Annotated in this window: 13 protein-coding genes and 1 tRNA gene; 10 read left to right on the top strand and 4 right to left on the bottom strand. The window is 73.9% G+C overall.

The window, feature by feature from the left end; translation table 11 throughout:
• Positions 1-8: 8 nt before the first annotated feature.
• On the bottom strand, positions 9-1,325 hold the full coding sequence (locus tag GA0070564_RS05450; RefSeq protein ID WP_091603321.1) for a D-arabinono-1,4-lactone oxidase: 1,317 nt from the start codon (positions 1,323-1,325) through the stop codon (positions 9-11).
• Between the two features lie 226 nt (positions 1,326-1,551).
• Between GA0070564_RS05450 and GA0070564_RS05445 the strand changes: the two genes are divergently transcribed.
• Entirely contained in the window at positions 1,552-2,127 is a 576-nt protein-coding gene (locus tag GA0070564_RS05445; protein WP_091603318.1) for a TetR/AcrR family transcriptional regulator, read from the top strand.
• 90 nt (positions 2,128-2,217) lie between these two features.
• On the opposite strand, the gene GA0070564_RS05440 is transcribed toward GA0070564_RS05445, so the two are convergent.
• Positions 2,218-3,426, bottom strand: coding sequence for an amino acid deaminase/aldolase (locus tag GA0070564_RS05440; protein WP_091603314.1), 1,209 nt, complete (start codon positions 3,424-3,426; stop codon positions 2,218-2,220).
• 148 nt (positions 3,427-3,574) lie between these two features.
• Here GA0070564_RS05440 and tmk point away from each other — a divergent pair, with 148 nt between their 5' ends.
• The 6 genes from tmk to GA0070564_RS05405 all read left to right on the top strand — a co-directional run bounded on the left by tmk (position 3,575) and on the right by GA0070564_RS05405 (position 9,536).
• Entirely contained in the window at positions 3,575-5,923 is a 2,349-nt protein-coding gene (gene tmk, locus GA0070564_RS05430) for a dTMP kinase (protein ID WP_281182058.1), read from the top strand.
• Entirely contained in the window at positions 5,923-7,173 is a 1,251-nt protein-coding gene (locus GA0070564_RS05425) for a DNA polymerase III subunit delta' (protein ID WP_091603305.1), read from the top strand. Before tmk ends, GA0070564_RS05425 begins: the two co-directional genes overlap by 1 nt.
• Before the next feature lie 113 nt (positions 7,174-7,286).
• Positions 7,287-7,616 carry a YbaB/EbfC family nucleoid-associated protein gene (locus GA0070564_RS05420; protein WP_088969422.1) on the top strand — a complete coding sequence of 110 codons (330 nt, stop codon included), beginning with the start codon at positions 7,287-7,289 and terminating at the stop codon, positions 7,614-7,616.
• 1 nt (position 7,617) lies between these two features.
• Positions 7,618-7,923: a hypothetical protein gene (locus GA0070564_RS05415; protein ID WP_088969423.1), complete on the top strand. Its 306-nt coding sequence runs from the start codon at positions 7,618-7,620 to the stop codon at positions 7,921-7,923.
• Positions 7,923-8,600 carry a hypothetical protein gene (locus GA0070564_RS05410; protein ID WP_091603302.1) on the top strand — a complete coding sequence of 226 codons (678 nt, stop codon included), beginning with the start codon at positions 7,923-7,925 and terminating at the stop codon, positions 8,598-8,600. The genes GA0070564_RS05415 and GA0070564_RS05410 overlap by 1 nt, the downstream gene beginning before the upstream one ends.
• A gap of 96 nt (positions 8,601-8,696) precedes the next feature.
• Entirely contained in the window at positions 8,697-9,536 is an 840-nt protein-coding gene (locus GA0070564_RS05405; protein WP_091603299.1) for a PSP1 domain-containing protein, read from the top strand.
• 113 nt (positions 9,537-9,649) lie between these two features.
• On the opposite strand, the gene GA0070564_RS05400 is transcribed toward GA0070564_RS05405, so the two are convergent.
• Positions 9,650-11,464: a metallophosphoesterase family protein gene (locus tag GA0070564_RS05400; protein ID WP_425412405.1), complete on the bottom strand. Its 1,815-nt coding sequence runs from the start codon at positions 11,462-11,464 to the stop codon at positions 9,650-9,652.
• 80 nt (positions 11,465-11,544) lie between these two features.
• Between GA0070564_RS05400 and GA0070564_RS05395 the strand changes: the two genes are divergently transcribed.
• Positions 11,545-11,618, top strand: a tRNA-Thr gene (locus GA0070564_RS05395).
• Positions 11,619-11,777: 159 nt separating this feature from the next.
• On the opposite strand, the gene GA0070564_RS05390 is transcribed toward GA0070564_RS05395, so the two are convergent.
• Positions 11,778-12,557, bottom strand: a complete 780-nt coding sequence (locus GA0070564_RS05390) for an ALF repeat-containing protein (RefSeq protein WP_091603296.1) — start codon at positions 12,555-12,557, stop codon at positions 11,778-11,780.
• Positions 12,558-12,871: 314 nt separating this feature from the next.
• Between GA0070564_RS05390 and GA0070564_RS05385 the strand changes: the two genes are divergently transcribed.
• Entirely contained in the window at positions 12,872-13,246 is a 375-nt protein-coding gene (locus GA0070564_RS05385) for a VOC family protein (RefSeq protein WP_091603293.1), read from the top strand.
• A gap of 144 nt (positions 13,247-13,390) precedes the next feature.
• Entirely contained in the window at positions 13,391-13,906 is a 516-nt protein-coding gene (locus GA0070564_RS05380; protein WP_245669810.1) for a SigE family RNA polymerase sigma factor, read from the top strand.
• Positions 13,907-13,948 lie beyond the last annotated feature (42 nt).

Raw genomic sequence — 13,948 nt, 5'->3', positions numbered from 1 at the left:
CAGGCGGGTCAGGGGCCGAGGATGCGGTCCAGGTGGGGGTTGGCGAAGAGCCGGTCGGGGTCGAGGCGGTCCCGGATCGCCAGGAAGTCGGCGAAGCGCGGGTACGCGGGCGCGAGCGACCCGGCGTCCCGCCAGTGCAGCTTCCCCCAGTGCGGCCGGCCGCCCAGCCCCGCGGCGACCTGCTCGAACGCCCGGAAGTACGGCTCGTACGGCATACCGACGTACTGGTGGACGGCGAGGTACGCGGACTCCCGGCCGTACCCGTGGGACAGCCAGATGTCGTCGGCGGCGGTGAACCGCACCTCGACCGGGAAGAGCACCTTGAACGGCAGCCCGTCGACGATCCGGCGCAGCGCGTCGAGGGCCTCCGGGAGGGCGGCGCGCGGCAGGGCGTACTCCATCTCCACGAAGCGGACCCGGCGCGGGGTGCAGAAGACCGCGTCGGAGCGGCCGGTGTACGTCCGTTCGGTGAGCGCCCGGGCGGAGACGGCGCTGATCGCCGGGGCGAGCGCCGGCACGGCGCGGCCCAGCCGGCAGGCCCCGGCGAAGACGGTGTTGGCGAGGAACTCGTCGTCCAGCCAGCCGCGCCAGCGGGGCAGCGGCCGGTCGTCGGCGGGCACCCGGTCGTTGGTCTTCACCTGCACCCGCGCGGTGTACGGGAACCAGTAGAACTCGACGTGGTCGTGCCCGGCGACCAGCTCGGGCAGTTCGGTGAGCACCTCGGCGAGCGGGGCCGGCCGCTCGTGCGCGCGGAGGGTGAAGGCGTCGACGCAGCGCAGGGTCACCTCGACCAGCACGCCGAGTGCGCCGAGGCCGACCCGGGCGGCGGCGAAGACGTCGGGGTGCTCGTCGGCGGAGCAGCGCAGCACCTCGCCGGTGCCGGTGACCAGGGTCAGCGCCTCGACGAAGGTGGAGAGGCAGCCGAGGTGCGCGCCGGTGCCGTGGGTGCCGGTGGAGATCGCCCCGGCGACCGTCTGCGCGTCGATGTCGCCCAGGTTGGGCAGGGCCAGCCCGTGCGCGGTGAGCAGCGCGTTGAGCGCCCGCAGGGTGGTGCCGGCGGGCACGGTGACCAGCCGGTCGGTCCGGTTCACCCGGATGTCGGTGCGCAGGGCGGCCAGGTTGAGCTGCCGGCCGGCGGGTAGGGCGATCGGGGTGAAGGAGTGGCCGCTGCCGACGGCGCGGATCCGCTCGCCGGCGCCGGCGGCGGCGCGTACCGCCTCGACGACGTCGTCGACGGTCTGCGGGCGGTGGACGGCGGTCGGGGTGGCCTGCTGGTTGCCGGCCCAGTTGGTCCAGCCGGCGGCCGGCGGCGCGGTGACGGCCATGCACCCTCCTCGATCCAGACGTGAACTGACTTCATATCAGGAACGTTGTGCCTGGTAAATACCGCAATCGGGGTCCGATCGTTAGTACCGGTAGTCACGAACACGTGACGTGCAGATATGTTCATCCGTCGAAGGGGGGTGGCGCCGAGTGTCCACACCAGCCGCCACGACCGGACCGCTGCGCCGCGTTCCGGTGCAGGGTCGAAGTGTCGCGCGTGTCCAGCGGATGCTGGACGCCTGCGCCGAGCTCGTCGACGAGGTCGGGTACGAGGGTCTGACCACGACGCTGCTCGCCGAACGGGCCGAGGTGGCGATCGGGTCGGTCTACCAGTTCTTCCCGGACAAGCGGGCCATCGTGCAGGCGTTGACCCTGCGGACGATGGAGTCCTACCTCCAGCGGCTCGACGAGCGGTTCGCCTCCGACGAGATGACCCACTGGTGGGACGGCGTGGACGCGGGCATCGACGAGTACATCACGATGCACCGCACCGTCCCCGGGTTCCGTACCCTGCACTTCGGCGACGTGGTCGACCTGCACCTGCTCGATGAGCAGCGCGACAACAACGGCGTTATCGCCGACCAGCTGGCCCGGGTGCTCACCGAGCGGTTCGGGCTGAGCGCCGTGCCCGACCTGCGGTTCCACCTGGAGATCGCGGTGGAAGCGGCCGACGCCCTGATCAAGCTCGCGTTCCGCCGCCGCCCCGAGGGGGACGACCGGGTGCTGGTCGAGGCGAAGGCGCTGATCCGCGAATACCTCTACCGCCAGGTCGACGTGCGGACCGAGGCCGGCCAGCCGGGCTGACCGGCTCCGGCCACGAGCGGGGACGACGCCCGGGGTGCGACCGGGCGATTCCACGGCGGGCGCCCGCGAGACGCGCGGGGGCCCGCCGGCTCACAGGAACGCGTGACCCTCGCCCCGGTACGTCGGCACCGTCGCCACGACGGCGTCCCCCTGCACCAGGTGCAGCTCGTTGACGTGTTCGCAGAGCTCACCGGCCTTGGCGTGGCGGAACCAGACCCGGTCCCCGACGCGCAGTTCGTCGGCGACCGGACCGGCCAGCGGGGTCTGCACCTCGCCGGCCCCCTCGGCGCCGAGCAGCTTCAATCCGGCCGGCAGCCACGGCCGGGGCAGCCGGCTGTCCGCGGCCGGGCCGGAGGCGATCCAGCCGCCGCCGAGGACGGTGGCCAGGCGCGGCGCCGGGCGGCGGACCACCGCGCAGGCGAAGAAGGCGGCCGGGGCGGGCCGCCAGGCCCGGTAGGCGTCGAAGAGCGTCGGCCCGTACAGGCCGGATCCCGCGGTGACCTCGGTGACCGCGGGGTCCGCGCTGGTGGCGGCCACGCTGCCGGTGCCGCCGCCGTTGACGAACTCCAGGTCGGCGTGTTCGCGTACCGCGGCCACCGCCGCGCCCCGGCGGGCCAGCAGCTCCCGGTACGACCCGCGCTGGGCGATCCGGACCGCCCTGGCGTACGCGGGCTGCCCGGGCGGGGCGTCGCCGAGCCCGGCGATCTGTGCCTCGTACGCCATCAGGCCGACCAGCCGGAAGCCGGGCCGGCCGGCGACGGTGGCGGCCAGGGCGCCGGCGGCCCGGGCGCTGTGCACCGGTGAGCGGCGCACGCCGACGTGCAGCCGCCCGCCCAGGGGTCGCCACGAGGCGTCCAGGTCGAGGCAGAGCCGCAGCTCCGGCCGGCGCTGCGGCGGGCAGACGGCGTCGACCAGGTCGAGTTGCTCGGCTGCGTCCACCATCAGGGTGACCCGGCCCGCCAGCGTCGGGTCGGCGGCCAGCCGGTCGAGCGCTCCCCGGTCGGCCGTCGGGTACGCGACCAGCACGTCCTCGGCCGCACCGGGCCCGGCCAGCCAGAGCGCCTCGGGCAGGGTGAACGCCATCACCCCGCGCCAGCCCGGCCGGGCCAGGGCGCGGGCGATCAGCTCCCGGGACCGGACCGACTTGCTGGCCACCCGGACCGGCTTGCCGGCGGCCCGGTCGGCCAGGGCGGCGGCGTTGGTGTCGAAGGCGTCCAGGTCGACGACCGCGTACGGCGGGTCGAGGTGGGCGGTCGCCCGGTCCAGGCGCTGCCGGAGTTGCTCGCTGTGGGTCGCCACGTCTGCACGCTAACTGTCTGGGAGTGAATGCGAAATACCCTCGCGTCTGTCCGGGCTGCGCCGACCGGCGGCGGCGGCCTAGGCTCGGCGCGCAGGATGTGGCAGGTCAAGACGACCCCGTCCACGCGACTAGAGTGTTCCACCGGGGATGCCCAACGTTGGGCCGGCACGTGGAGGTACGGCCATCGAAAGCCAGCAGAACGGCGAGTCGTCCGGCGTGTCGCCAACCGGAGCCCACGGCCCGCAGCCCGGAGCGTCCGGCCCGCAGCCCGGTACGCCCGACCCGCACGACGGCGCGTCCGGCCCGCAGCCCGGCGCGTCCGATCCGCAGCGCGAGGCCGACGGTGCCGCCGCCGGCTCCCCGGCCGACCGGTCCGGCGCCGCGGCGATCCGCTCGGTGCTGCGCATCCGGCCGTTCCGCCGGCTCTGGATCGTGCTCGGCGCGGCCTCCTTCGGCGACTGGCTCGGCCTGCTCGCCACCTCCGTCTTCGCCGCCTCCCAGGTGCAGGGCAACACCGCGAAGGGCGCGGCGTTCGGCACCACGATCGCCATCCGGCTGCTGCCCGCACTGGTGCTCGGCCCGCTGGCCGGCGTCTTCGCCGACCGGTTCGACCGGCGCTGGACGATGGTCATCTGCGACCTGCTGCGCTTCGTGCTCTTCGCCTCCATCCCGCTCTACGCCCTGACCGGCGCCGCGGGCGGCCTGGTGGTCGGCTGGGCGCTGATCGCCACCTTCCTGATCGAGTCGGTCACCCTGCTCTGGATCCCGGCCAAGGAGGCCGCGGTCCCCAACCTGATCCCGCGCGCCCGGCTCGAAGCGGCCAACCAGCTCACCCTGATCACCACGTACGGCCTCACCCCGGTCGCCGCCGCCATCGGCCTGGCCGTGCTCGACCGCGGGGTCCGGGGCGCCGTCGGCGGCGACCTGCCCGCCTGGGCCGAGCCAGCCCAGCTCGCGCTCTGGTTGAACGCCTTCTCCCGGCTGGCCACGGCGCTGGTGGTGGCGTTCGGCATCAAGGAGATCAGCCACGCCCAGCGCGGCGAGGCCGAGCGCACCGAGCAGACCATGTTCCGGCAGTTCGCCGACGGCTGGAAGTACATCGGCCAGACCCCACTGGTACGCGGCCTGGTGCTCGGCATCTTCGGCGCGTTCGCCGGCGGCGGCATCGTGATCGGCACGGCGAAGTTCTTCGCCGCCTCGCTCGGCGCCGGTGACGCCGCCTTCTACATGCTCTTCGGCGCGATCTTCATCGGCCTGGCGCTCGGCATCGGGCTCGGCCCGATGATCGTCCGGGAGATGTCCCGGCGGCGCTGGTTCGGCATGAGCATCGTGCTGGCCAGCGCCTCGGTCATGGTGCTGGCGTTCGCCATCCACCTGTCGATGGCGATCCTCGGCGCGATCCTGGTCGGCGCGGGCGCCGGGATGGCCTTCCTGGCCGGCACCACCCTGCTCGGCGGCGAGGTCGCCGACGAGGTCCGCGGCCGGGTCTTCGCCGTGGTCCAGATCGGCACCCGGCTGGTGCTGATCCTCGCCATCGCGCTGAGCAGCCTCCTGGTGGGTGTCGGCGGGTCGCGCAAGCTGGCCATCGCCGACCTGGGCATCTCGGTCTCCTCCACCCGCCTGCTGCTGCTGGTGGCGGGCGCCGCCGGCATCTTCGCCGGGATCAGCGCCTTCGGCCAGATGGACGACAAGAAGGGCGTACCGGTCCTGGCGGACCTGTGGGGCTCGATCCGGGGCCGCCCGCTGATGCCGGCCGAGCCGTTCGTCTCCGCCGGGCTCTTCGTGGTCTTCGAGGGCGGCGAGGGTGCCGGCAAGTCCACCCAGCTGGAGGCGCTCGCCGCCCGGCTGCGCGGGCAGGGCCGCGACGTGGTGGTCACCCGGGAGCCGGGCGCCACCGAGGTCGGCGCGAAGATCCGCTCGCTGGTGCTGGAGAAGTCCGGCGCCGACGCGCCGTCGCCGCGCGCCGAGGCGCTGCTCTACGCCGCCGACCGCGCCCACCACGTCGCCACCGTGGTCCGGCCGGCGCTGATCCGGGGCGCGGTCGTGGTCAGCGACCGGTACGTCGACTCGTCCCTGGCCTACCAGGGCGCCGGCCGTACGCTGCCGGTCGACGAGGTCTCCTGGCTCTCCTCGTGGGCCACCGGTGGGCTCAAGCCCGACCTGGTGGTCCTCCTCGACGTGGACCCGCGCACCGGCCTGTCCCGGGTCGAGTCCCGCAACCAGGGCACCGACCGGCTGGAGGCCGAGTCGGTCGCCTTCCACGAGCGGGTCCGGTACGCCTTCCTCGACCTCGCCGCCAACGACCCGAAGCGCTACCTGGTGCTCGACGCGTCCCGCCCGGCGGAGGAGATCGCCGGACTGGTCGCCCGCCGGGTGGAGGAGTTCCTCGCCGACCCGGCCGGCATCGTGCACCCCCGTCCCGCCCAGGGGCCGGACACCTCGGTGCAGCCGGAGTTATCCGACGCGGAGCTGGTGACGTTGGAGCACCGGACCTGATGCCGGACGTCTTCACCGACCTGGTCGGGCAGGACGAGGCGGTCGAAACGCTGCGCCGGGCGGCTGCCTCGGCGGCCGCGGTGCTGCGCGCCGGGTCGCCGGCCGGCACCGTCGACCCGGACGGTGGCGACGTGGACGCCGGGGGAGAACGGGCCGTCGACCCCCGTGCCGGGATGACCCATGCCTGGATCTTTACCGGGCCGCCCGGGTCGGGCCGCTCGGTCGCCGCCCGGGCCTTCGCCGCCGCCCTCCAGTGCGTGCACGGCACCGGCTGCGGCGAGTGCCCCGGCTGCCACACCACGATGACCGGCACCCACGCCGACGTCCGGCTGGTGGTGCCGGAGGGGCTCTCCATCTCCGTCGGCGAGATGCGGTCCCTGGTGCTGCGCGCCGCGAGCACGCCGAGCGGCGGCCGATGGCAGGTGGTGATCATCGAGGACGCGGACCGGCTCACCGAGGCGGCCGGCAACGCGCTGCTCAAGGCGATCGAGGAGCCGCCGCCGCGGACGGTCTTCCTGCTCTGCGCCCCGTCCACCCACCCCGACGACGTCTCGGTGACCATCCGGTCGCGCTGTCGCCTCGTACCCCTGCGGCAGCCGCCGGCCGAGGCGGTGGCCGAGGTGCTGGTCCGCCGGGACGGCATCGCGCCGGACGTCGCGGCCTGGGCCGGCGCGGCCGCCCAGGGGCACGTCGGGCGGGCCCGACGGCTGGCCCGCGACCCGGAGGCCCGCAAGCGCCGGGACGCGGTGCTGGCCGTGCCGCGCCGGCTGACCGGGGTGGGCGCGGCCTTCGACGCGGCGTCGGCGCTGATCGAGGCGGCCGAGGCGGAGGCCGCGGCGGCCGTGGTGGAGGCCGACGAGGCCGAACGGGCCGCCCTCCAGACCGCGTTGGGCGCCGGCGGCACCGGCCGGGGCGCGGCCGGGGCGATCCGGGGCGCCGCCGGGCAGCTCAAGGAGCTGGAGAAGCGGCAGAAGTCGCGGGCCACCCGGGCGCAGCGGGACGCGCTGGACCGGGCCCTGGTCGACCTGGCAGGTTTCTACCGGGACGCGCTGACCACGGCGCTGCGCGCCCCGGTCGCCCCGGTGCACACCGACACGGCCGCGCTGGCCGCCGCCGGGGCGCAGAAGTGGGACGCCGAGGGGTCGCTGCGCCGGCTGGAGGCGGTGCTGGCGTGCCGGGCGGCGATCGAGGCGAACGTCAAGCCGCGGATCGCGGTGGAGGCGATGATGCTCGCCCTCTGGCGGGGCTGATCCCGGCCGTCCACAGGCATCGACAGGCGCGATTCGGGTGCGGTACGGTCCGGTGACGCCATGGTGACCATGGTGGGACGCTCAGTGAGGGCCTGCCGGGGAGGAGTCCGCCGATGCCGCGCGCGGAGATCGACGAGGCCTGGATCGAGGAGGCGGTGCGGCGTTACCGCCGCATCGAGTCCCTCCAGGCCGAGTTCGACCAGGCGGTGTCGACGGTCGAGGTCACCGTCCGCTCGCCGGACGGGCTGGTCGAGGTGGTGGTGACCGCCGGTGGCCGGATCACCGACGTCCGCTTCCTCGGCCCCCTGCACAACCGCCACCCCCGGGACGTGGCCGGCTCGGTGCAGGCCGCGGTGACGGCCGCCGCCGACGCCGCGCAGTGGGCCCGGGAGAAGCTGCACAACGAGACCTTCGCCGCCTACCGGCCGCTCGCGGGGGCCTGAGATGGACCGGCTGCACACCCTGGCCGCCCGGCTGGACGAGGCCAGCGACACCCTGGCCGCGCTGGCGCACACCGTCACCGCCACCGACCCCGCCCACCCGGTGTTCGGCGCCGACGCCCCGGGCCGTCCCGGCGAGATCGGCCGGGCCCTGCACCGGCGGTGGACCGAGGCCACCGGGGACCGGGCCCGGGAGGCGGCCGCCGCCGCGGCCCGCCTGGCCGCCGCCGCGGCCGCCGTCCGCAGCGCCGCCGACCGCTACGCCGACGTCGACCACGCCGCCCGTCGCCGGCTCACCAGGGAGGCCTGATGGACGCCCTGGACCGGCTCGCCGAGCCCGGCCTGGACCTGCTGCGTCGGGTCGACACGCTGCTCGCGGCCGGCGCCCCGGAGGGCCATCAGCTCTGGCCGCTGCTGCGCCGGATGCAGGTGCTCCCCGGCGACGCGCTGCGTGCCTTTCTCGACCTGCACCCGGCGCCGCTGGCCTCCGCCGGGCACGCGGTGCGCCGGCTCGTCCGGGGGTACGACGACGCCGGCGCCGCCCTGACCGACCCGGGGCTCTGGTCCGGCCCGGCCGCCAGCGCGTACGACCAGGCCCGGTCGGCCCTGCTGCGCCACCTCGACGAGGGGCCGGAGAGCCTGGTGGGCCGGCTGGAGGCGACCGCGGGTTACGCCGACGCGCTCGCCGAGTGGGTGCGGGGCAGCCGGCTGGCGGCGGCCCGGGCCCTGGCCGACGTGCTCGGCTGCACCGAGGCGGTGGCGGTGGTCGCGGCGACCTCGGCCGGTGGGGCCGCCACTCCCGGAGGCGCCGGGGTGGCCGAGGCGGCGGTGATCGCGGCCCGGGTGCTGGCGGTGCTCTGCGTTGCGTACGACGGGGCTGAGACCCTGCTCCGGCAGTGGTCGCCGAGCCTGGCCGAGTCGACCTGGCGGCCGCCGGTGGAGAGCGCGCCGCGGTGGGGCGGCGCCGGCACCCGCATCGGGCACTGACCCGCCGGCGAGTCGACCATCGTCGACCGCTGCGCGGTGTGATCGTCCGGCGACGGCCGGCGGGCCGGGGCCGGGCGCGGGACGTATGGTGAGGGGATGGGCATGCTCTGCGCGGTCAGCTTCAACCGGTACGGGCGCCTCTACTACCTCGACCCGGGCGAGTTGAGCCCGCAGGTGGGCGACAAGGTGCTGGTCCCCACCGACGACGGCCCCGAGGTGGCCGAGTGCGTCTGGGCCGCGCAGTGGGTCGGCGAGGACACCGACGGTTTCCCGAAGCTGGTCGGCCTAGCCCGGGAGGACGACCTGAGCCGCGACGAGATGCTGCGGCGGCGCAAGGCGGACGCGAAGGTCGCCGCGAAGCGGCTGATCCGCGAGCACGGCCTGCCGATGAAGGTGGTCGCCGTCGACCACGTCCTCGGCCCGGCCGAGGGTGGCGGTGAGCGGACCACCGTCTACTTCACCGCGCCGCACCGGGTGGACTTCCGGTCACTGGTCCGGGACCTGGGCGCCACCCTGCACTGCCGGGTCGAGCTGCGCCAGCTATCCGCGCGGGACTCCGCCCGGGTGCAGGGCGGCATCGGCTCGTGCGGCCGGGACCTGTGCTGCGCCACCTTCCTCAAGGACTTCGAGCCGGTCACCATCCGGATGGCCAAGGACCAGGATCTGCCGCTCAACCCGCTGCGCATCTCCGGGGCGTGCGGCCGGCTGATGTGCTGCCTGAAGTACGAACACCCGCTCTACCAGCGGTTCCAGGAGTCCGCCCCGGCGGTCGGCAGTCGGGTGAGCACCCCGGAGGGCGACGGCAAGGTGATCGGCCACAGCGTCCCCCGGGACACGGTCACCGTGCGGCTGGACGCCGACGGCTCCCGCTGCGCCTGCTCCCGCGCCTCCGTCTGCGCCCCCCGCCAAGCCCACGACCAGCACTACACCCCCTGAACCCGGATCCTCCCCGCGCCTCTCCCCGCACCCCGCCCCGTTGATCATGAAGTTAGCGTCGAAGTGGATCTCCTTTTACGCCGCTAACTTCATGATCAACGCGCTGGGCGGGGTCAGTGGAGGGTGATGGGGGGTTCGGCCAGGTGGGGGGTCAGGGGGCGGGTGGGGGTCAGCCAGGAGGACTGGGGGGACTGGTCGGGGTTGATCTGCCAGTCCCGGGAGACACGGTCGACCGCGATCGGGTAGATCGTGAGGGTGCCGTCGGGGTCGATGCGCAGGCGGAGGAAGGACTTCGAGTCCTCGATGCCCTGCGCGGCGAAGAGTTCGTTGACGTTCACTCCGAACGCCCCCGCCACCAGCAGGTATGCCGCCACCAGCTCGGCGGCGACGAAGCCGATGACCGGCCCGTACACGACCGCGGCGGCGACCGCCGGCAGCGGCCAGGGCCACCCGTAGAACGGCAGCATCAGCCAGACCCAGGTGCCGACGGCGGCCAGCGCCAGCTGTGCCACGCCGTGGCTGACGCCGAGGATCCAGTGCCGGGCGTGCCGTTTGCCGCCGGCGCTGGGTGGCTTGGCGAAGAAGGCGGCGCCGAGCAGCGTCACCACCACCATGATCATCAACGGTACGCTGAACAGCCGCTGCTCGGTGGTGCCGGCCCGGTCGTTGGCCACCCCGGCCATCGCCAGCATCAGCAGCGTGTGCAGGGTACCGAGCAGGGTGGTGAAGCCCGGGTTGCGGAACGGCAGCCGGGCGAAGATCCCCCAGCCGTACCGCCTCGACCGGGACTTCTCCGGGAACCGGGCGACCAGGTCGTACTCGCGGGTGACGCTGGCCCGCCGCGCGAGGGTGTCCCGCGGCGGCACCTCCAGTCGCTCCGGCAACATGTGCGTGGGGTAGAGGTACGCGCCGCCGCCCCCGCAGGTGATCAGCTGCCGCTCCGGGCCGGCGTACCGGGCGTAGTGGTGCAGGTCGCCGGAGAGCAGCAGCCGCACCTGCGCCCCGGTCGGGGCGACGATGGTCCGCACGAAGTAGTCGATCGAGTCGTACGCGGTGGGGTGGTCGACGGCCTTGACCCAGGTCGGCGCCGGCACCGCCAGGATCACCCGGCTCCGGGCGGTCAGCTTCTTCGCCACGTCGTCGAAGTAGCTGAGCTGCGGGTCGTCCAGGTACGAGCCGGACTGGTCGTCCAGCCCCAGCAGCCACCAGTCGGCCGGCAGCTCGATCGCGAAGTACGACCGGGACTGGCCGGTGCCCCAACCGCCGAAGTGCCGGTCCCGGGACCGGACGAAGAGCCGCAGGAACGCGGTCAGGCCGTCGTACCAGTCGTGGTTGCCGGGGACCGCGAAGAGCGTCGGCCGGTCGGGCGGGCTGGCCGGCAGCGCCGCCTGGTACGGCCCCTTGCAGCGGTCCTCGTAGGCGGCGTAGCTGGCCGACGGGTAGACCTGGTCGCCCCCCATCACCAGGGTCTGCGCCCGGGGCAGCCGGTGCCCGTCCACCGTCAGCTCCGGCTGGGCGAGCAGGTAGGCGATCGAGTACGTGGCGTCGAAGCCGTCGCCCAGGTCGGCCACGTAGTCCAGCCACAGCCCGCCGTCCGGCCCGACCTGCTTGGAGATCTTGGCGTCCAGCGCGTTCTGGAGCTCCCGTTTGTCCAGGTACGCCCCGAAGAGCATCGCCAGCAGCGTACGGATGCCGGTGCTGATCAGCAGGAACGGCGCCAGCCACGGCACCGGCTTGCGCGGGGTGAAGCCCAGCTCCAGCGGATCGGTGCTGCGCGGCCGGTGCGCTGCCCGGGGCAGCTCCGCGCCGGCCGGCCCACCGGCTGCGTCGGGCTGGTCGGGGTTCCCGGCCGGTACGCGATCGTCGCTCACGCGCGGGAGCGTACGCCCGGATCGTGGGGGAACGCTGTCCGCCGGGCGACCGAACATGCCTCGATGTCCGGATCGGCTCGGGTGGGGGTATCCCGTTCGGTCGTCCGGGGTGGGGTGCCGTACACTTGACGATCGTTGCCGCCTTAGCTCAGTCGGCTAGAGCGACGCACTCGTAATGCGTAGGTCGACGGTTCGATTCCGTCAGGCGGCTCGGTACAGAAGCCCAGGTCACAGACCTGGGCTTCTGCCGTTTCCCGAGGCCGACCACGCCGGTTCCCATCGCGGACCACCGGCTGAACGCAGGGAGCGGGCCACTGTCGCCGATCGCGCCCGGTCCGACGAAGCCATCGAGCCGGGCGCGTCGAGCGAGCTACGCCACGAAGCGGGACCGGCGTCGACGTCCGATCACGTAACCCGCGCCACCGAGGGCCAGGAGCGCGCCGCCGACGCCGACCACGGTCATGGTGTCGGCGCCGGTAACGGGCAGCCCACCGCCCTCACCGCCGCCGGGAGCGCCCACACTGGCGGAGGGAGCGGGCGTCGGCGCGGTCGTCGTGGTGGCGCTGGGCGTGGCGCTCGACGTTGGCACGGGCTGGGACGTCGCGGTCGGCGTGGGCTGTGCCGTCGGCGTCGGTGCGGGCTGGGACGTCGCTGACGGGGAGGGCTGAGCGGCGCAGTCGAGCGCACGCGCGGCGTACAGCCCGTCGTTCAGGTAGGCCAGGTGGGCCTCGATGGTGCCCTCGTCGAGTGCCTTCTGGGCAGCCGCCTGCACGTTGGGTCCGGCGCCCGTCAACGTCCGGACCGCGGCGAGCCGCAGGTCCGCTGCCCAGGCCTTCCGCACGCCGTCCTTGAGGAAGGCGCGCAGCTCGTCCGCGGTGCCGTCGAGCTGCTCCTGGAGCGCCTTGGGCAGGACGACCAGCGAGTTGGTGTTCGCCGCGTACAGGATCTGGGCGGCCAGTACGCGCACCTCCACGTCCGTGGCGGTGTCCAGGTCGATGGTGACCAGCTCGCGGATGTCCGTGTACACCTTGCGCTCGACCGTCTGACAGGCCTCGTTCAGCACCGGCGGTTCGGTCTGGGCCATCGCCGGCGCCGCCGGAGTCAGGAAGGCCAGCGCCATCAGGACGCCGGCCGTTAGCTTTCCTCGCACCTGGTTCTTCCTCCCCGCTGCTGCTCAGAACGGGGAGATACTAGCGTCGCGTACCCCGAGTCGTTGCCCCGTCCGTGACCGGCCCCGGTGACCGGCGGGCGGCCCATGATGTTTGCCGGCGTCGATCGGGCCGGGTAGGGTCACCGGTCGTGAACACCGGACCGGCACTCTGCCACGCACGGATCGGTGACCCGGTGGAGGGCTGACCGCGCGACGGGTGCGCAGAGCGCACCCTCGATGTTCGGCACGTGGACCTCCCGGCGGCTGCGCACCGCAGGGTCCCGTTCCGTTTCGAGCACCGTGAGGTCAGTCGAGTGTCAGTTTCGTTCAACCACACCATCATCGCCGCCAGGAACCGCGACGAGTCGGCGCGGTTCTTCCGGGAGCTGTTGGAGCTGCCCGAGGCGCCCTCCTGGGGGCTGTTCACCAACATCCAGCTCACCGACGGCGTGCTGCTCCAGTTCGCCGAGCCGCCGGTGGAGATCCAGATGCAGCACTACGCGTTCCTGGTCGACGACGAGCTCTTCGACCGGGCGTACCGACGCCTGTGTGACCAGGGCGTCGAGCACTGGGCGGATCCGCAGATGCGCCGCCCGGGTGAGACCAACGACGAGCACGGCGGCCGGGGGGTCTACTTCAAGGACCCGGCCGGCCACGCCATCGAGTTGATCACCCGCCCGTACCTGTAACCACCAGGAGCGGTCGCCGGCCGGGCATCCGGATCGGGTGCCCGGCCGGCGAGCCAGGGGTGGCCGCGGGCCGGGGAGTCGTCAGAACAGGCCAGGTTGGACGGAACCATCGGGCGGGTCCAGGTCCCTTAATGGGGTATGGGCTTGCTTCGCAGGGCGGAACCCGACGGCTACGAGGAGTTCGTCGCCAGCCGGTACCGCGAGATCGTCCGCTTCGGCGCCCTGCTGACCGGGGACGGGCGGCTGGGTGAGGATCTCGCCCAGGAGGGCCTGATCGCGGCCTATCGGTCGTGGCGCCGGTTGGCCGTGCCCGAGGGGCGACCGGAGGCGTACGTCCGGCAGGTGATGGTCCGTACCGCGATGCGGGCCAGGCGCCGGCGCTGGCGCGGCGAGGTGCCGACCGAGGAACTTCCGGAGGGCTCCCGTGGTGACTTCGCGGAGCAGTCCGATCTCAGCGTGCAGGTGCTCACCGGTCTGCGCCGGCTGCCCGCCGACCAGCGGGTGGTGCTCGTGTTGCGATTCTGGTCCGACGCCTCCGAGGCCGAGGTGGCGCAGACCCTCGGAGTCGCGGTCGGAACGGTCAAGAGTCGTACCTCCCGGGCCCTGGCGGCATTGCGAGCCAGCGGCCTGTTCGCCGAATCCGCCAAGGGGACGCCGTGAATCCCACCCACATTCGGGAGCTGCTCGATCGCGCAGCCGCTG

Source organism: Micromonospora mirobrigensis (genome assembly GCF_900091555.1).
Lineage (GTDB): Bacteria > Actinomycetota > Actinomycetes > Mycobacteriales > Micromonosporaceae > Micromonospora > Micromonospora mirobrigensis.
Note: the sequence above shows the minus strand (reverse complement) of the source record. Positions and strands in the feature narration are given on the sequence as shown.